18 protein-coding genes are annotated in these 17,825 nt (G+C 71.3%); 3 read left to right on the forward strand and 15 right to left on the reverse strand.

The annotated features are described in order from the left end of the window. Positions 1-18: 18 nt before the first annotated feature. The 4 genes from ACIGXW_RS26670 to ACIGXW_RS26685 all read right to left on the reverse strand — a co-directional run bounded on the left by ACIGXW_RS26670 (position 19) and on the right by ACIGXW_RS26685 (position 3,850). Entirely contained in the window at positions 19-1,245 is a 1,227-nt protein-coding gene (locus ACIGXW_RS26670; RefSeq protein WP_399575314.1) for a pyridoxal-phosphate dependent enzyme, read from the reverse strand. Between the two features lie 77 nt (positions 1,246-1,322). Then, a complete protein-coding gene (locus ACIGXW_RS26675; protein ID WP_071964518.1) occupies positions 1,323-1,691 on the reverse strand; it encodes a holo-ACP synthase in 369 nt (122 codons plus the stop codon). Then, positions 1,688-3,541 (reverse strand): glutamine--fructose-6-phosphate transaminase (isomerizing), encoded by a 1,854-nt coding sequence (glmS, locus tag ACIGXW_RS26680; protein WP_399575315.1) that lies wholly within the window; start codon positions 3,539-3,541, stop codon positions 1,688-1,690. The genes ACIGXW_RS26675 and glmS overlap by 4 nt, the downstream gene beginning before the upstream one ends. A 24-nt stretch (positions 3,542-3,565) precedes the next feature. After that, a complete protein-coding gene (locus ACIGXW_RS26685) occupies positions 3,566-3,850 on the reverse strand; it encodes a hypothetical protein (protein ID WP_071964524.1) in 285 nt (94 codons plus the stop codon). Between the two features lie 187 nt (positions 3,851-4,037). On the opposite strand from ACIGXW_RS26685, the gene coaA reads away from it, so the two are divergent. Continuing rightward, positions 4,038-5,018, forward strand: coding sequence for a type I pantothenate kinase (coaA, locus tag ACIGXW_RS26690; RefSeq protein ID WP_399575433.1), 981 nt, complete (start codon positions 4,038-4,040; stop codon positions 5,016-5,018). 93 nt (positions 5,019-5,111) lie between these two features. On the opposite strand, the gene glmM is transcribed toward coaA, so the two are convergent. The 4 genes from glmM to ACIGXW_RS26710 form a co-directional block, all read right to left on the reverse strand. Further along, positions 5,112-6,470, reverse strand: coding sequence for a phosphoglucosamine mutase (gene glmM, locus ACIGXW_RS26695; protein WP_399575316.1), 1,359 nt, complete (start codon positions 6,468-6,470; stop codon positions 5,112-5,114). A 143-nt stretch (positions 6,471-6,613) separates the two neighbouring features. After that, positions 6,614-7,120 carry a 30S ribosomal protein S9 gene (gene rpsI / locus ACIGXW_RS26700; RefSeq protein ID WP_071964526.1) on the reverse strand — a complete coding sequence of 169 codons (507 nt, stop codon included), beginning with the start codon at positions 7,118-7,120 and terminating at the stop codon, positions 6,614-6,616. 39 nt (positions 7,121-7,159) lie between these two features. After that, positions 7,160-7,606 carry a 50S ribosomal protein L13 gene (gene rplM / locus ACIGXW_RS26705; protein WP_071964527.1) on the reverse strand — a complete coding sequence of 149 codons (447 nt, stop codon included), beginning with the start codon at positions 7,604-7,606 and terminating at the stop codon, positions 7,160-7,162. Between the two features lie 237 nt (positions 7,607-7,843). Beyond that, a complete protein-coding gene (locus ACIGXW_RS26710) occupies positions 7,844-9,463 on the reverse strand; it encodes an ABC-F family ATP-binding cassette domain-containing protein (RefSeq protein ID WP_399575317.1) in 1,620 nt (539 codons plus the stop codon). 56 nt (positions 9,464-9,519) lie between these two features. Between ACIGXW_RS26710 and ACIGXW_RS26715 the strand changes: the two genes are divergently transcribed. Beyond that, positions 9,520-10,554 (forward strand): hypothetical protein, encoded by a 1,035-nt coding sequence (locus ACIGXW_RS26715; RefSeq protein ID WP_399575318.1) that lies wholly within the window; start codon positions 9,520-9,522, stop codon positions 10,552-10,554. A gap of 136 nt (positions 10,555-10,690) precedes the next feature. Here ACIGXW_RS26715 and ACIGXW_RS26720 read toward each other — a convergent pair whose 3' ends face one another. Then, the gene (locus ACIGXW_RS26720; protein ID WP_399575319.1) at positions 10,691-11,524 is read right to left on the reverse strand and encodes a hypothetical protein; all 834 of its coding nucleotides are present in this window, start codon (positions 11,522-11,524) and stop codon (positions 10,691-10,693) included. A 228-nt stretch (positions 11,525-11,752) separates the two neighbouring features. Between ACIGXW_RS26720 and ACIGXW_RS26725 the strand changes: the two genes are divergently transcribed. Then, the gene (locus tag ACIGXW_RS26725) at positions 11,753-13,867 is read left to right on the forward strand and encodes a glycosyltransferase family 4 protein (RefSeq protein ID WP_399575320.1); all 2,115 of its coding nucleotides are present in this window, start codon (positions 11,753-11,755) and stop codon (positions 13,865-13,867) included. 51 nt (positions 13,868-13,918) lie between these two features. Here the strand turns inward: ACIGXW_RS26725 and truA are convergent, their stop codons facing one another. The 6 genes from truA to rpmJ form a co-directional block, all read right to left on the reverse strand. After that, complete coding sequence (truA, locus tag ACIGXW_RS26730; RefSeq protein WP_399575321.1) at positions 13,919-14,773, reverse strand: tRNA pseudouridine(38-40) synthase TruA; 855 nt, start codon at positions 14,771-14,773, stop codon at positions 13,919-13,921. Positions 14,774-14,850: 77 nt separating this feature from the next. Further along, complete coding sequence (gene rplQ / locus ACIGXW_RS26735) at positions 14,851-15,315, reverse strand: 50S ribosomal protein L17 (RefSeq protein WP_030368392.1); 465 nt, start codon at positions 15,313-15,315, stop codon at positions 14,851-14,853. 162 nt (positions 15,316-15,477) lie between these two features. Beyond that, the gene (locus ACIGXW_RS26740) at positions 15,478-16,500 is read right to left on the reverse strand and encodes a DNA-directed RNA polymerase subunit alpha (RefSeq protein WP_004946635.1); all 1,023 of its coding nucleotides are present in this window, start codon (positions 16,498-16,500) and stop codon (positions 15,478-15,480) included. A 130-nt stretch (positions 16,501-16,630) separates the two neighbouring features. Further along, the gene (rpsK, locus tag ACIGXW_RS26745; protein ID WP_003948617.1) at positions 16,631-17,035 is read right to left on the reverse strand and encodes a 30S ribosomal protein S11; all 405 of its coding nucleotides are present in this window, start codon (positions 17,033-17,035) and stop codon (positions 16,631-16,633) included. Between the two features lie 68 nt (positions 17,036-17,103). Further along, positions 17,104-17,484, reverse strand: a complete 381-nt coding sequence (gene rpsM / locus ACIGXW_RS26750) for a 30S ribosomal protein S13 (RefSeq protein WP_030368393.1) — start codon at positions 17,482-17,484, stop codon at positions 17,104-17,106. 177 nt (positions 17,485-17,661) lie between these two features. Further along, complete coding sequence (rpmJ, locus tag ACIGXW_RS26755; RefSeq protein WP_003956441.1) at positions 17,662-17,775, reverse strand: 50S ribosomal protein L36; 114 nt, start codon at positions 17,773-17,775, stop codon at positions 17,662-17,664. Positions 17,776-17,825: the final 50 nt, after the last annotated feature.

Below are 17,825 nucleotides of genomic sequence, written 5' to 3' on the forward strand. Positions count from 1 at the left end.
GAGGCGAGGGAGGCGTTCTCACGCCCCTACGCCCGCGGCCCGCAGCCGGCGGTACGCCTCGTCCCAGGTCGGCTCCATGGTCTCGGAGGTCTTCGTGCCGACGGCCCGGTCCTTGAAGCCGCTGGAGGTGGAGACGCACACCACGGGCCCGTCGAAGGCGTCGGTCTGCCCGCCCGGGCGGGCGCGCAGACCCGCGAGGCCCGCCGCGCCGGACAGCTCGGCCCAGATGCCCTGCCGGGCCAGCTCCGCCTGGGCCCCGCGCATCTCCTCGTCGCTCACGAGCAGGGCCCGGCCGCCGCTCTCCCGGACGGCCAGCACGCCGCGGTAGCCGCCGACCGCGCAGCTGATCGCGTACGCGTCGGTCGGTCCGACGGCCACCCGGGCCGCCGGCAGCCCCCCGTTCACGGCGGTGGCGAGCGGCCCGCCGGCCGCGGGCTCGCAGCCGAACATCCGCGGGACGCGGTCGGTGAGTCCCAGCCGCCGCAGCTCGGCGAAGCCCTTCCAGATGCCGAAGAGGCACTCGCCGTAGCCGGAGGGCACGAACACGGCGGCCGGCACGCCGAGTTCGGTGAAGATCTCGTACGCGATGGTCTTGTAGCCCTCCGGCCCGAAGGCGTGGCCGGTGTGGGTGACGGCGAGGTTGCTGACGGGGTGCAGGCCGATGCGGTCGACGAGCTGGCGCATCAGCGGCCAGCGGGCCTCCTCCGGCACGGGCAGCACGACCGCTCCGTAGGCGTTGAGGAACGCGTCCACGGCCGCGGGCATGCCGGCCGAGGCGAGGACGACGCAGTTCAGCCCGGCCCGGGCGGCGAAGGCCGCGGCGGACGCCCCGTGGTTGCCGGAGGACGCCACCACGATGCCGGGCGCCCCCATCCTGACGGCGGCGCTGACCGTGCAGCGGTTGAGCCGGTCCTTGTGGCTCCAGGTGGGGTTGCGGGACTCGTCCTTCACATAGACCCCGCCGCCGAGGTCCACCAGCGGGGTGTGGCCCTCCCCCAGGCCCGGCGCGGTCAGCGGCGGCAGCAGCGGCGCCCAGCGCTCCAGCCCGGCGCTCCGGTTCCCGGCCGAGGGGGCGAACAGGTCGGGGCTCACCCGGTCGTAGGCGTAGTCCACCTCGACCGGGTACGCCAGCTCGTCCGTCGCGGTGCGCGGACATCCCCGCACGAGCGGCGGCCACAGCGGATAGCCGATGGACGGGTCACCCAATGATCGCTGGCCGATGGCCAGGGAGTCTCCTGCCGTCATGATCGGGAGTTTAGGCGCGACGGTCGCACAAATAGCGAACGACCCCGATTCCCGGGGCCGTTCACCCTCCGGTCGCGCTACTTCTCCGCGATCACCACCGCCGACGCCACGCCCGCGTCGTGGCTCAGCGAGATGTGCCAGGAGTTCACGCCCAGCGCCTCGGCACGCGCCGCCACCGTCCCGGTGACCACGAGCCGCGGCTGGCCGCTGCCCTCCGTGACGACCTCGGCGTCCGTCCACAGCAGCCCGGGGGGCGCCCCCAGCGCCTTGGCCAGGGCCTCCTTGGCGGCGAAGCGGGCGGCGAGGGAGGCGATGCCGCGCCGCTCCCCGCTGGGCAGATGGAGCTCGCGCTCCACGAACAGCCGCTCCGCCATGCCCGGCGTGCGGCGCAGCGCGGCGTCGAAGCGGTCGATCTCCGCGACGTCGATCCCGACTCCTACGATCATTCGACCGTCACCGACTTCGCCAGGTTGCGCGGCTGGTCGACCTCGTTGCCGCGGGCCGTGGCGAGCTCGCACGCGAAGACCTGCAGCGGCACGGTGGCGACCAGGGGCTGGAGCAGCACCGGGGTGGGCGGGATCTCGATGAGGTGGTCCGCGTAGGGCCGTACGGCCTCGTCGCCCCGTTCGGCGATGACGATCGTGCGGGCTCCTCGCGCCCGGATCTCCTGGATGTTGGAGACGATCTTGTCGTGCAGGACCGAGCGGCCACGCGGCGAGGGGACGACCACGACGACGGGCAGGTCCTCCTCGACGAGGGCGATCGGGCCGTGCTTGAGCTCGCCGGCCGCGAAGCCCTCGGCGTGCATGTAGGCCAGTTCCTTGAGCTTCAGGGCGCCCTCCAGGGCCACCGGGTAGCCGACGTGCCGGCCGAGGAAGAGGACGGTGTTCTTGTCGGCGAGGGAGCGGGCGAGCTCCCGGACGGGCTCCATGGTCTCGAGCACCTCCTCCACCTCGCCGGCGATCTCCGACAGCTGGCGCACGACGCCGCTGACCTCGTCGCCCCACTTGGTGCCCCGCACCTGGCCCAGGTAGAGCGCCACCAGGTAGCAGGCCACGAGCTGGGTCAGGAAGGCCTTGGTGGAGGCGACCGCGACCTCGGGTCCGGCGTGGGTGTAGAGCACGGCGTCCGATTCGCGCGGGATCGTCGAGCCGTTGGTGTTGCAGATGGCCAGCACCTTCGCGCCCTGCTCGCGGGCGTGCCGCAGGGCCATGAGGGTGTCCATCGTCTCGCCGGACTGGCTGATGGCGATGACGAGGGTGCGCTGGTCGAGGATCGGGTCGCGGTAGCGGAACTCGCTGGCCAGCTCGGTCTCGCAGGGGATGCGGGTCCAGTGCTCGATGGCGTACTTGGCGATCATCCCGGCGTGGAAGGCGGTGCCGCACGCCACGATGACGACCTTGTCGACCTCGCGCAGCACGGACGCGGGGATCCGCACCTCGTCCAGGGTCAGCGAGCCCGCGCCGTCGATGCGGCCCAGCAGCGTGTCGGCGACCGCCTTGGGCTGCTCGGCGATCTCCTTGAGCATGAAGTAGTCGTAGCCGCCCTTCTCGGCGGCCGAGGCGTCCCAGTCGACGTGGTACGCGCGCACGTCGCCGTCGGCCGGTGCGCCGTCGAAGCCGGTCACGGTGACGCCGTCGCGCCGCAGCTCCACGACCTGGTCCTGGCCGAGCTCGATGGCGTCCCTGGTGTGGGCGATGAACGCGGCGACGTCCGAGGCGAGGAAGTACTCCCCGTCGCCGACGCCCACCACGAGCGGGGAGTTGCGGCGGGCGCCGACGACGACGTCGGGCTCGTCCGCGTGGACGGCCACGAGCGTGAAGGCGCCCTCCAGGCGGCGGCAGACCTGCCGCATGGACTCGGCGAGGTCGCCGCAGGAGGAGAAGGACTCCGACAGCAGGTGGGCGACGACCTCCGTGTCGGTCTCCGAGCCCAGGACGTGGCCGCGGTCGGCGAGCTCGGCCCGCAGCTCGGCGAAGTTCTCGATGATGCCGTTGTGGACGACGGCGACGCGGCCGGGGTTGTCCAGGTGGGGGTGGGCGTTGGCGTCGGTGGGACCGCCGTGGGTGGCCCAGCGGGTGTGGCCGATGCCGGTGGGGCCGGACGGCAGCGGGCGGTCGGCCAGCTCCTTCTCCAGGTTGGCGAGCTTGCCCGCCTTCTTCGCGGCGGCGAGCCCGCCGTCGGCCAGGACCGCCACTCCGGCCGAGTCATAGCCGCGGTACTCCAGCCGCCGCAGCCCTGCCAATACGACGTCGAGGGCGCACTGCCCTCCCACATAGCCAACGATTCCGCACATGGGGTGCAGCGTACGGCCCCGGGGTCAACGCCCGCGCTCGATCCGGTCGATGGCCTCCTGGACCAGCTCCAGGTACTCGACCTCCTCGCAGCGCGGTTTGCTGCCGAGAACGTAGCGGTCGAGGCAGTCGTCGAGGTCCTGCCCCAGGTCCTCGTCGGGCAGCTCGGCGGCGAGGTCGCCGCAGACCTGCCCGGCGAAGTCGACGCGGGCGGCGCGGGAGGCCCGGCAGGCCGCGGGCGGGCCGCCACGGCGTACGAGGCGGCGTACGCGCCGTTTGGCGAGTCGGAGCACCAGAAGGAAGACGAACATGGATCAGGCCCCTCGCGTCGTGCGGACCGGGGGCAGGAACGTAGTACTGACTCGTGAGTAGGTACAGACCCCGGGAGAGAACTTCACCCACTGGGACCTCCCGGCTCCCTTGCGTCACTGCCCAAACGGCACCCCGAAGTCATCCCCCGGTCCCGCACGCGCGCACAATGGGCCCGTGCCGACCACCATGGAGCAGCCGCAGCAGCGTCGCCGCGCAGACTCGTCCCCGTTCGTGGACCTCACTCGCGCGGAGTGGAGCCCGCTGCGCGAGAACACCCCCCTGCCGCTGACCGCCGAGGAGGTCGAGCGGCTGCGCGGGCTCGGCGACGTCATCGACCTCGACGAGGTCCGCGACATCTATCTGCCGCTGTCCCGGCTGCTCAACCTCTACGTGGGCGCGACCGGCAGCCTGCGCGGCACGCTGAACACCTTCCTCGGGGAGAAGCTCGGCGAGAAGGGCGCCCAGCGCGGCACGCCCTTCGTCATAGGGGTCGCCGGCAGCGTCGCGGTCGGCAAGTCCACCACGGCCCGCCTGCTGCAGGCCCTGCTGGCCCGCTGGCCCGAGCACCCGCGCGTCGAGCTGGTCACCACGGACGGCTTCCTGCTGCCCAACGCCGAGCTGCAGCGGCGCGGCCTGATGTCGCGGAAGGGTTTCCCCGAGTCGTACGACCGGCGGGCCCTCACCCGCTTCGTCGCGGATGTGAAGGCCGGCAAGGACGAGGTCTCCGCGCCCGTCTACTCCCACCTCATCTACGACATCGTGCCCGGCGAGCGGCTGACCGTGCACCGCCCGGACATCCTGATCATCGAGGGCCTCAACGTCCTGCAGCCCGCCCTCCCGGGCAAGGACGGCCGAACCCGCGTCGGGCTCGTCGACTTCTTCGACTTCAGTGTCTATGTCGACGCGCGCGCCGAGGACATCGAGCGCTGGTACTACGACCGGTTCAAGAAGCTGCGCGCCACGGCCTTCCACGACCCCGACTCCTACTTCCGCCAGTACACCCAGGTCTCGGAGGAGGAGGCGCTGGACTACGCCCGCCGCAACTGGCGCACGATCAACCTGCCGAACCTCCTGGAGAACGTGGCGCCCACGCGGGGCCGCTCGAACCTGATCCTGCGCAAGGGCCCCGACCACAAGGTGCAGCGGCTCTCGCTGCGCAAGCTCTGAGGGGCGGGACGCACAAAACGCCGGACGGGCTGCGAATGCGGCCCGTCCGGCGTTTGAGGACAGGGGTCCGGGGCGGAGCCCCGGAAGAGGCGACTAGCCCAGCGCCGACTTCACGACGTCCGCCAGACGCTGCGCCACCGCGCGCGCCTGCTCGATGTCGGCGGCCTCCACCATGACCCGCACCAGCGGCTCGGTGCCGGACGAGCGCAGCAGCACCCGGCCCGTGGAGCCCAGCTCGGCCTCGGCGGCGTTGACGGCCGCGGCGAGCTCCGTGGAGGAGCCCACGCGGGACTTGTCGACGTCCCGGACGTTGATGAGGACCTGCGGCAGGCGCTCCATGACGGCGGCCAGGTCGGCCAGCGAGCGGCCCGTGGCGGCGACGCGCGCGGCCAGCATCAGGCCGGTCAGGGTGCCGTCGCCGGTCGTGGCGTGGTCCAGGACGATGACGTGGCCGGACTGCTCGCCGCCCAGGGCGAAGCCGTTGGCCTTCATCTCCTCCAGGACGTAGCGGTCGCCGACCGCGGTCTGGACGAGCTGGACGCCCTCGCGCTCCATCGCCAGCTTGAAGCCCAGGTTGGACATCACGGTGGCGACGACGGTGTTCTTGCGCAGCGAGTCCGCCTCGCGCATGGCGAGCGCCAGCACGGCGAGGATCTGGTCGCCGTCGATCTCATTGCCCTTGGCGTCCACGGCTAGGCAGCGGTCGGCGTCGCCGTCGTGGGCGACGCCCAGGTCGGCGCCGTGCTCGACGACGGCGGTGCGCAGCTTGTCCAGGTGGGTGGAGCCGCACTCGTGGTTGATGTTGAGGCCGTCGGGCTCGGTGCCGATGGTGACGACCTCGGCGCCGGCGCGGGCGAAGGCCTCGGGGGAGACGCGGGCCGCGGCGCCGTGGGCGCCGTCGATGACGACCTTGAGGCCGTCGAGGCGGTTGGGCAGGACGCCGATCAGGTGGGCGACGTAGTTGTCGAAGCCCTGGTCGTAGTCGCGGACCCGGCCGACGCCGGCGCCGGTGGGCCGGTCCCAGGGCTCGCCGGAGGCGTGGGCGCGGTAGGTCTGCTCGATGCGGTCCTCGAGCTCGTCGGCGAGCTTGTGGCCGCCGCGGGCGAAGAACTTGATGCCGTTGTCGGGCATGGCGTTGTGGCTGGCGGAGAGCATCACGCCGAGGTCCGCGCCGAGGACGCCCGTCAGGTAGGCGACGGCCGGCGTCGGCAGCACGCCGACCCGCAGGACGTCCACACCCGCGCTGGCCAGGCCGGCCACCACGGCGGCCTCCAGGAACTCACCGGACGCACGCGGGTCGCGGCCCACCACGGCCACGGGGCGATGGCCCTCGAACGTACCCGCCTCGGCGAGCACATGCGCCGCGGCGACCGACAGGCCGAGCGCGAGCTCCGCCGTCAGATCCGCGTTGGCGACGCCGCGCACACCGTCCGTACCGAAGAGTCGTCCCACAGGTGTCCTCCGAAAAAGCGGGGTGGGGCCGCCAGGCGCGGGCCCCGAACATTCGTACCAAGTCCTGACCGGTAATGGCCGAACGCCCCGGCGGCACGGATCGTGCCGCCGGGGCGTTCGGGCAGTGCAGCGAAGCCGCGTGATTAGCGCTTGCTGTACTGCGGAGCCTTGCGGGCCTTCTTCAGACCGGCCTTCTTGCGCTCGACCGCACGGTCGTCGCGGCTCAGGAAGCCGGCCTTCTTCAGCGGGCCGCGGTTGTTGTCCACGTCCGCCTCGTTCAGCGCGCGGGCCACACCGAGGCGCAGGGCGCCGGCCTGGCCGGAAACGCCGCCACCCGAGATGCGGGCGATGACGTCGTAGCGGTCGTCGAGCTCGAGCACCTTGAAGGGCTCGTTGACTTCCTGCTGGTGCACCTTGTTGGGGAAGTAGTCCTCAAGGGTGCGACCGTTGATCTTCCACTTGCCGGAGCCCGGAACGATCCGGACGCGGGCAATGGCGTTCTTGCGACGGCCCAGGCCGGCGGCCGGCTGCGGGTCGCCAAAGCGGGACGCGAGGGACTCGGAGGTGTACTCCGACTCAACAACCTCGGTCTCGGTGGTGTACTCCTCGACGCCCTCGTCGAGCGGCATCTCGGCGGTGGTCTCAGCCACGATTCTCCTCAGACTTTCTGGTTCGGCGGTGGCCGGGACTTAGCCCTGCTTGACCTGGGTGATCTCGAACGGCACCGGCTGCTGGGCGGCGTGCGGGTGCTGGTCGCCCGAGTAGACCTTCAGCTTCGAGAGCATCTGACGGCCGAGGGAGTTCTTGGGCAGCATGCCCTTGATCGCCTTCTCGACGGCCTTCTCGGGGTTCTTGTCGAGCAGCTCGTCGTAACGGACGGAGCGCAGACCACCCGGGAAGCCAGAGTGGCGGTACGCCATCTTCTGGGTCTTCTTGTTGCCGGACAGGTGCACCTTGTCGGCGTTGATGATGACGACGAAGTCACCCATGTCCATGTGCGGGGCGTACACGGGCTTGTGCTTGCCGCGCAGCAGGGAGGCAGCCTGAGAGGCCAGACGGCCCAGGACGACGTCCTGCGCGTCGATGATGTGCCACTGGCGCGTGACATCGCCGGGCTTGGGGCTGTACGTACGCACGGTCGTAGCCTTCGCTTCTTCAGTGAGTGGGTCCTGACACGGTCCACACGGGACGATCACACAGCCCTGGCCGCACAACGGGGACGCAACCCGCGTGCCGACCGCTGGCAATCAGCCCGGTGGACAAGCGTAAGGGCCCCTCGCGTGAGAACGACCAAGCCAATACGCATAACGAACTCGTAGAGTACCGGGCGCCCGCCTGCCGGGTCAAAACATGGTCCCACCGGCCGCCGCGGCCTAGCGCTGACGGGCTACCCGCGCCTCGTCCCACACCGGCTCCGGAACCTCCCGGACCCGCCCGTCCGCACCGAAGACCACAAATCGGTCGAACGCGCGAGCGAACCACCGGTCGTGCGTCACCGCCAGCACCGTCCCCTCGTACGCCTCCAGCCCCTCCTGAAGGGCCTCCGCGCTCTCCAGGTCCAGGTTGTCGGTCGGCTCGTCCAGCAGCAGCGCCGTGGTACCGGCCAGCTCCAGCAGCAGGATCTGGAAGCGTGCCTGCTGGCCGCCCGAGAGCTTCTCGAAGGGCTGGTCGCCCTGCCTCTCCAGTTCGTAGCGGCGCAGCACGGACATCGCACCGCCGCGGTCCTTGGCGTGCTCGGTCCACAGGATGTCCACCAGCGTGCGGCCCAGCAGCTCCGGGTGGGCGTGGGTCTGGGCGAAGTGGCCGGGCACGACGCGCGCGCCCAGCTTCCAGGCGCCGCTGTGGGAGATGTCCTCCCCCGCCAGCAGCCGCAGGAAGTGCGACTTGCCCGAGCCGTTGCTGCCCAGCACCGCGACCCGCTCGCCGTAGAAGACCTCCAGGTCGAACGGCTTCATCAGGCCCGTGAGCTCCAGCCCCTCGCAGGTCAGCGCCCGCACCCCGGTCCGGCCGCCGCGCAGCCGCATCCGGATGTCCTGCTCGCGCGGCGGCTCCGGCGGCGGGCCGGCCTCCTCGAACTTCTTCAGCCGGGTCTGGGCCGCGGCGTAGCGGGAGGCCATCTCATGGCTGACCGCGGCGGCCTGCCGGAGGTTGATCACCAGCTTCTTCAGCTGGGCGTGCTTCTCGTCCCAGCGCCGGCGCAGCTCCTCGAAGCGGGCGAAGCGCTCCTTGCGGGCCTCGTGGTACGTGCCGAAGCCGCCGCCGTGCACCCATACGTCACTGCCGGCGGGGCCGGGCTCGACGCTGATGATCTTCTCGGCGGAGCGGGCCAGCAGCTCGCGGTCGTGGGAGACGAAGAGCACGGTCTTCTTCGTCTCGCGCAGCTTCTCCTCCAGCCAGCGCTTGCCGGGGACGTCCAGATAGTTGTCCGGCTCGTCCAGCAGCAGCACCTCGTCCGTGCCGCGCAGCAGCGACTCCAGGACCAGGCGCTTCTGCTCGCCGCCGGAGAGGGTGCGCACCTGGCGCCACTGGGCCTGCTCGTAGGGGACGCCGAGCGCGGCCATGGTGCACATGTCCCACACGGTCTCGGCCTCGTAGCCCCGGGCCTCGGCCCAGTCGGACAAGGCCTGGGCGTAGGCCATCTGCGCGGCCTCGTCGTCCACGGTCATGATCGCGTGCTCGGCCGCGTCGACGGCCGCGGCCGCCTGGCGGATGCGCTGCTGGGCGACCGTGAGCAGCAGGTCGCGCACCGTACGGTCGTCCCGTACGGACCCCACGAACTGCGGCATCACGCCGAGGCCGCCCGTCACCGTGACGGAGCCGCCGTGCGGCTGCAGCTCCCCCGCGATCAGCCGCAGCAGCGTGGTCTTGCCCGCGCCGTTGGCCCCGACCAGGGCGACCGCCGCCCCCTCCCCCACCCGGAAGGACACATCGCCGAGCAGTGCCCTCCCGTCCGGGAGGAAGTACTCCAGATGTGCCGCTTCTACGTGTCCCATGCGGTGAATTCTCACCGCTCCCGGGGCATGGACCCAACCGGTTTACGATGCACGCCATGAGCTTTGGGCAGGGAGGGCCGCACGGGGCCCCGGGGGATCAGCCGTCCACGCCGCCGTGGGGCCCGCCGCCGCCCCAGGCGCCACACACATCTCAGCCGCCGCAGGCGCCCCACGCGCCTCAGCTGCCTCCGCAGCTGCCTCCGGGCGCGGGCCCGGCAGGGCCCTGGCAGCAGCAGATACCCGGAATACCCGGCCAGGGCGCCACCCCGGACTGGGGACGGCTCGCCGCGGACGCCGAAGCCCGCGGCCGGCGCCGCAAGTGGCTGCTGATCGGCGGCGGGGTGCTGGCGACCGGCGCGGTCGCCGCGATCGTCGCCACAGCCGTCATGACCTCGGGCAAGGGCGACAAGCCCCTGCCCGCCGCGGAGAAGCTGCCCAGCGCCTCGGCCGGCGCCCCCGAGCCGAGCTTCTCCCAGGTGGCCCCGCCCAACCCGCGCGAGTTCATCTCCAGCGAGGAGAAGGACAAGGCGCCCCTGTCCACCAAGACGCTCTTCCCGCACTCCAAGCCGGTGCTGGACAAGCGCACCTACAAGCGGGTCGCCACCGACACCACCGACGACTGCGCCTCCGCCACCCAGGGCGGCCTCGGCCAGGTCCTCGCCGACAACGGCTGCAAGAAGCTGATGCGCTCCACGTACGAGCGCGACGGCGTCGCCGTCACCGTCGGTGTCGCCGTCTTCGCCGACAAGGCCGCCGCCGACAAGGCGAAGGCGCAGGCCACCGGAAACGTCACCGCCCTGTCCGGCGACGACGGTCCCGCCTTCTGCCGCGCCACCGCCTGCCGGCTGACCGCGAACGCCGAGGGTCGCTACGCCTACTTCACCGTGGCCGGCTACACCAACGGCAACGCCGTCCCCGCCGACGACACCAAGGCGCTGCAGGCCGGCCGGGACGTCGCGGGCTACACCTTCCGCCGCATCATGTACCGCGCCAACGCCCAGGCCACGGCCGCCGCCTCCCCCAAGCCCTCCGGCAAGGCCTCCGCCAAGCCCTCGGCCAAGCCGTCCACCTCCGCGTCCCCCAAGGACTGACGGGACCGGGCCCACCGGGCGGGGGCCCGCACCCCGCCCGGCGGGGCAGGCTGCCGCCCGGCGGCCGATCGCCGCGACCGCCACCCCGGCCGTCATGCCACCGGGCACACGGGCCGGCGCCGCCGCCCCGCCCGGACTACTCCGTACTCTCCGCGCCCTCGCCGTCGCCCGCCTCGCCGTCCTCGGCACCCTCGGCACCCTCGGCACCCTCGGGCGGGCCCGCCTGCGGGGGCGGCGCGGTCGGCGGCCGCTCCGCCCGCTGGAGCCGCTCCACCTTCGCGACCTGCGCCGCCACCAGCCGCTCCGGGACCTCCACGGCCCCCGGGTCGGACAGGTGCGTCGCGAAGAACATCGACAGGGCCGACCCGGTCCGTACGACCGTGACCAGGCTCGGCGCCCTCTCCGCCGCGTTCACCAGGCGGTACGCCATCGCCTCGTCGCCCAGCCCCGGCGCCGGCAGCGTACGCACCTCCTCGAACCGCTGCGGCTGGCCCTCGCCGGTCTTCATCCGGAAACCGCCCGCACAGTCGCGCGCCGCCGCCCGCAGCGCCCGCAGCGTGCTCCGCGCACCGTCGCCCTCGTACGCCGAGACCCGGATCGTGCCCAGCAGCCCCTGGAAGCCCTTCTCCGTCGTGGCGGCGAAGGTCTCGACCACCGAACCCACAGGCGCGGGCTGCGGCTGCGAACCCAGCGCCGTCACCAGGGGCCGGCAGGCCTCGCTGTCGGTGCTGGGCAGCCCGTGCCCGGCGGTCGCCGGCGAGCCCCTCTCCACCACGAAACCGGGCACCTCTCTCGCCCCCAGCTCCACATGCCTCAGCTGATCGGGGCCGACCGCCCGCACCACCCGGTTCTCGTCCTTGCCCTCCCCCTCCCCGCCCTCTCCGCCGCCGGCACCACCGAACCCGCAGCCGGCCACCGCCCCCAGCACCGCGATCGCCGAGAACACCGCCACCGCCACCTTCGCCCTCACGCTTCCCGCCTCCCAGCGCCCACCGAGCGGTACCTCCACACCTTCTTGCGACGTGACCCAAGCCACAATGTAGGCTGCGCAGGCAACTGAAATCCCTCCCAACGGTCTCAACCGGCGGTTCGGATCACACAGAACCGACGGGCCGATCAGCAAGGGAAGACCCGGACACCACCCAGGCCAGGGGGAAGGACGGACGCGACGCCCCCGGCGCGTCGCGCACACACCGCCATGAAGATCTCTTTCCTTTTGCAGAACGCCTACGGCATCGGCGGCACCATCCGCTCCACGTTCAACGTCGCGAGCGCCCTCGCCGCCCGGCACGACGTGGAGATCGTGTCCACCATCAGAAGCGGCGAGAAGCCCCGGCTCCCCCTGCACCGCAAGGTCAAGCTGGTCAACCTCATCGACCAACGCGCCGAGAAGGGCGCCGACCGCGACCACCCGCTGCTCACCCAGGACAGCCAGTACGTGCCGCCCGTGGAGGCGAAGGGCGCCCACTTCAGCGCGCTCACCGACCAGCGGGTCGCCGAACACCTCGCGCGGACCGACGCCGACGTCGTCGTCGCCACCCGCCCCGGCCTGGTGATGTACCTCGCCGAGTTCGGCCAGGACCGCTACCTGCGCATCGGCCAGGAACACCGGATCTACGGCACCCACGAGCCGACCATCCGCGCCTACCAGGACGCGTCCATCCCCCACCTCGACGCGCACACCACGGTCTCCGAAGCGGACGCGAACACCCACCGGGAACGCTTCCCCGACGTCAAGACCACCATCGTCTGCCTGCCCAACGGCTGCCCCCCGTCCGAGGTCGAGCCCTCCGACGGCAGCGCCAAACTCGTCGTCGCCGCGGGCCGGCTCATCCCCGTCAAGCGCTACGACCTGCTGGTCAAGGCCTGGGAGACCGTCGCCGCCACCCGCCCCGACTGGAAGCTGCGCATCTACGGCCGCGGCCCCGAACTGGCCAAGCTGCGCACCCAGATCGACACCCTCGGCCTCAACGAGGCCGTCACGCTCATGGGCGCCCACTCCCCCATCGAAACCGAGTGGGCCAAGGGCTCCATCGCCGCCGTGACCTCCCGCGAGGAGTCCTTCGGCATGACGATCGTCGAGGCCATGGGCTGCGGCGTCCCCGTCGTCGCCACCGACTGCCCGCACGGCCCCGGCGAGATCATCACCGACGGCGAGGACGGCCTGCTCGTCCCCGTCGGCGACAGCGACGCCATCGCCAAGGGCCTGCTCAAGCTCATCGAGGACGACGAGCTGCGCCGCACCATGGGCGCCGCCGCCCGCGTCTCCGCACAGCGCTACGCCCCCGAGCGCATCGCCGACGCCTACCTCGAACTCATCGACAGCCTCGGCGGCCCCCGCACCACCACCGAAAAGCCCGCGCCCGCCGCGGCACCCGCACCGCGGCCCCTCCCCCTGGCCAAGCGGCTGCGCCGCACGGTCGGCAGGATCGTCCGGCCGCTGCGCCGCCGCGTGGCCAAGCCGGCCGAGCCGCCGGTGAAGAAGGTCCTCAAGGACATCGTCGTCCGCAAGCCGCTGCGGCCGGTCGCCTCCTGCCGCGTCGACGCCCACGGCGACATCCTCGTCTCCGTCGAGCGCAAGGGCATCAGCGGCGACAAGCTCTCCCTGACCGTCACCCGCCGCAAGGAGGGCAAGCCCGTCGAGGTCCCGCTGCACGCCCCCGCCGACGGGAAGGGCCCGTACACGGCGGTGCTCAAGCGCGCCGAACTGCGCCTGGGCGAAGGCCGTTGGGACCTGCACGTCGTACGGGCCGAGGACAAGGCCCGCCGCCGCGTGGTGTCGCACCTCGCCGAGGGCCGCGGGCTGGTGGACCTGGAGCCGCTGCCGGGCGCCCCGTTCACCTGGTGGGTGCCCTACCCCACCGTCGACGGCTACCTCGCCCTGCGCGCCTGGCACCGCGACGCCCACGCCGAGGCCCGCTCCCTGCGGGCGGCCGGGGACGCGTTCACCGTCGAAGGCACCCTGCACGGGGCGGAGTTCACCGCCGACGGCGAACCGGTCGTCCTCGGCACCCCGCGCGGCGAGGGCGCGTCCGAGGTGACCGTGGACGTCGAGGTCGTGGACGCCACGACCTTCCGCTTCACCGTCCCGTACGAGCGCCTGCGCGCGGCCCGCACCGGCGACGAGGCCACGACGTGGGACCTGGCCCTGCGAACTGCCGCGGACGCGAAGCCGATCCGCGTCGGCCGGCTCGTCGGCGACATCGTCGACCGCAACAAGACCGACCTCTACCCGACGGTCGCGGACGTCCGCCCGTACTTCACGGTGAACAGCGACCTGGCGGTCAACTTGGCGGCAGCACCCAGCTCCTGACGCGGAAAAACGCCGGGGCGGGCTGGATCTCCCAGCCCGCCCCGGCGTTTCTCAGCAGCAACCCGCGCCGGGCAGCGTCCTCTTGTTCCGCGCCGCGAGATTCCGCGCGGCCAGCTCGGAGTCCGCCGGATAGCCGACCTCCTCGAGCGTCAGCCCGTGCGGCCGCACCACGTGCACCGCCGAATCACGGACACCCGCACGCAGCACCTTGCCCGGCCAGTCCACCGGCCGGTGCCCGTCGCCGACGAACAGCATCGCGCCCACCAGCGAGCGCACCATGTTGTGGCAGAAGGCGTCCGCCCGCACGGTGGCCGTGATGACGCCGGACGCGTCCCGCTCCCAGCTCAGCTGCTGCAGCGTACGGATCGTCGTCGCACCCTCGCGCTTCTTGCAGTACGCGGCGAAGTCGTGCTCACCGACCAGCTCCCGCGCGGCCGCGTTCATCGCGTCGACGTCCAACGGCCAGTCGTGCCACAGGACATGACCGCGCAACAGCGGGTCCACGCCCCCGACGTGGTCGACGACGCGATAGGCGTACCGCCGCCAGATCGCCGAGAAGCGCGCGTTGAAGCCGGCCGGCGCCTCTGCCACGCGCCACACGCGGACGTCGTGCGACAACCGCCCGGCCAAACGGCGCAGCAGTTTGTCCTCGTGCTCGGCCCAAACCTCCACCGGAAGATCGACATGGGCGACCTGGCCACGCGCGTGCACCCCGGCGTCCGTACGGCCGGCGACCGTCAGCTCGTACGTCTCCTGGGACCGCGTGACGGTCCGGATCGCGCTCTCGATCTCGCCCTGGACCGTGCGCTGCCCCTCACGCTGCTTGGCCCAGCCGGAGAAGTCCTTGCCGTCGTACGACAGGTCCAGCCGCACCCGGACGAAACCGGGCGCCACCTCGTCACTCACCGAGTGTTCCTCTCAGAAATGCGGGACGGGCCCGCCCCCGGAAGGGGCGGGCCCGTCACTGACACGCATCAGCGTTGTCAGGCGTCCTTCGACTCCTCGGCCGGAGCCTCGGCAGCGGCCTCGGACTCCTTGACCGCACGCTTGGTGGCGGCCTCGGCCTCGGCGACGGTCGCCTTCTTGGCGATCTCGCCCTCGACCAGCTCGATCACGGCCATGGGCGCGTTGTCGCCACGGCGGTTACCGATCTTGGTGATGCGGGTGTAGCCACCCGGACGCTCGGCGAAGCGCGGAGCGATCTCGGTGAAGAGCACGTGGACGATGCCCTTGTCCGTGATCGTCTGCAGCACCTGGCGACGGTTGTGGATGTCGCCCTTCTTCGCCTTGGTGATCAGACGCTCGGCGACCGGACGCAGGCGGCGGGCCTTGGCCTCGGTCGTGGTGATGCGGCCGTGCTCGAAGAGCGACTTGGCGAGGTTCGCCAGCATCAGCTTCTCGTGCGCGGCACCGCCGCCCAGACGGGCACCCTTGGTGGGACGCGGCATGGTGTTTCTCCTAGGTGTCTGCCCCGGCCGTATCAGGTACCGGAGTCAGTATCCGAGCAGGCGGTCGCCTGTCGGAGACCCGCGCCCCCGAAGGGGCGCGGGGAACTGCGCGATCAACCGAAGCGGACCCGCAGCCAAGATCGAGCCGTCGGGCCCGAGCTCTTAGTACTGCTCGGTCTCGACGAACCCGGCGTCCGCGTCGTCGTCGGCGCCAAAGGCGTCGGCGGCAGCGGTCGGGTCGAATCCGGGCGGGCTGTCCTTGAGGGCCAGGCCCATGCCGGCCAGCTTCGCCTTGACCTCGTCGATCGACTTCGCACCGAAGTTGCGGATGTCGAGCAGGTCGGCCTCGGAGCGGGCGACGAGCTCACCCACGGAGTGGATGCCCTCGCGCTTGAGGCAGTTGTAGGACCGAACGGTGAGCTCGAGCTCCTCGATCGGCAGCGCCAGGTCGGCGGCCAGGGCGGCGTCCGTGGGGGACGGGCCCATGTCGATGCCCTCGGCGTCGATGTTGAGCTCGCGGGCCAGACCGAACAGCTCGACCAGGGTCTTACCGGCGGACGCCATGGCGTCGCGCGGGCGCATGGCCTGCTTGGTCTCGACGTCGACGATCAGCTTGTCGAAGTCGGTGCGCTGCTCGACTCGGGTCGCCTCGACCTTGTAGGTGACCTTGAGAACCGGCGAGTAGATGGAGTCGACCGGGATACGGCCGATCTCCTGGCCCACCTGCTTGTTCTGGACGGCGGAGACGTAGCCGCGACCGCGCTCGACGGTCAGCTCCATCTCCAGCTTGCCCTTGGCGTTCAGGGTCGCCAGGACCAGGTCGGGGTTGTGCACCTCGACACCGGCCGGCGGGGCGATGTCGGCGGCGGTGACCAGACCCGGACCCTGCTTGCGCAGGTACATCACGACCGGCTCGTCGTGCTCCGAGGAGACGACCAGCTGCTTGATGTTCAGGATGAGGTCGGTGACGTCCTCCTTGACGCCCGGCACGGTGGTGAACTCGTGCAGGACACCGTCGATGCGGATGGACGTGACCGCCGCACCCGGGATCGAGGAGAGGAGCGTACGACGCAGGGAGTTGCCGAGGGTGTAGCCGAAGCCCGGCTCGAGCGGCTCGATCACGAACCGCGAGCGGAACTCGTCGACGACCTCTTCGGTCAGCGAGGGGCGCTGAGCGATCAGCATGCGATGAATCCTTCAGTCATGGACACCCACTATTTGATGTCCTGAGGTACTACAAGGGTACGGGCGGCACGGCTCCGGGGAGCCGTACCGCCCACACTCTCAAGGCAGCAACCGTGCGAACGGCGCAGCGTCAGACGCGGCGGCGCTTCGGCGGACGGCAGCCGTTGTGCGGGGTGGGGGTGACGTCCTGGATGGAGCCAACCTCGAGGCCGGTCGCCTGCAGCGAACGGATGGCGGTCTCACGACCGGAACCCGGACCCTTGACGAAGACGTCGACCTTGCGCATGCCGTGCTCCTGCGCGCGACGGGCAGCCGACTCGGCGGCCATCTGCGCGGCGAAGGGGGTGGACTTGCGCGAGCCCTTGAAGCCGACGTGGCCGGCGGAGGCCCAGGAGATCACGTTGCCCGTGGGGTCGGTGATCGAAACGATGGTGTTGTTGAACGTGCTCTTGATGTGCGCGTGGCCGTGAGCGACGTTCTTCTTTTCCTTGCGACGCACCTTCTTGGCTGCGCCCTGACGACCCTTGGGGGGCATGTCTTACTCCTGTGGAGTGGAGGTGATCGGTCCTACAGCGAAGACCGCTGGTGAGCGTCCGCTGAGGACTACTTCTTGCCCGGCTTCTTCTTGCCGGCGATGGCGCGACGCGGGCCCTTGCGGGTACGAGCGTTCGTGCTGGTGCGCTGACCGTGGACGGGCAGGCCACGACGGTGACGCAGACCCTGGTAGCAGCCGATCTCAACCTTGCGGCGGATGTCGGCCTGGATCTCGCGACGGAGGTCACCCTCGGTCTTGAGGTTGGCGTCCACGTACTCGCGGATCTTGACCAGGTCCTCTTCGGGAAGGTCACGAACGCGGGTGTTCGGGTTCACACCGGTGGCGGCGAGAGTCGCCTGCGACTGGGTGCGGCCGATACCGAAGACGTAGGTGAGTGCAACCTCCACGCGCTTGTCGCGCGGGATGTCAACACCGGAAACGCGTGCCATTCAATGGCTCCAGATGTTCTCGGGGGTCTGACACAGAGCCGTTCCCGGCCGCCGTACTAGGTACGTTCCGGGTCCCCGGCCCCCGCCGGAGGTGTCGCCAGCCTGAGCTGGACGGGCTCTGCGTATGTACGTATTGCTATGCGTCGCGCGAAGAAACTGCGGAGTGCAGGTTCTGCGTCAGCCCTGGCGCTGCTTGTGGCGCAGGTTGTCGCAGATGACCATGACCCGGCCGTGGCGGCGGATCACCTTGCACTTGTCGCAGATCTTCTTGACGCTCGGCTTGACCTTCATGGGTGTGAGGTTCTCCGGGTCAGTGCCTCCACCCCACGTGCGTGGGGCGT

It is taken from the genome of Streptomyces sp. NPDC053079, assembly GCF_044546695.1.
Taxonomy (GTDB): Bacteria; Actinomycetota; Actinomycetes; order Streptomycetales; family Streptomycetaceae; genus Streptomyces.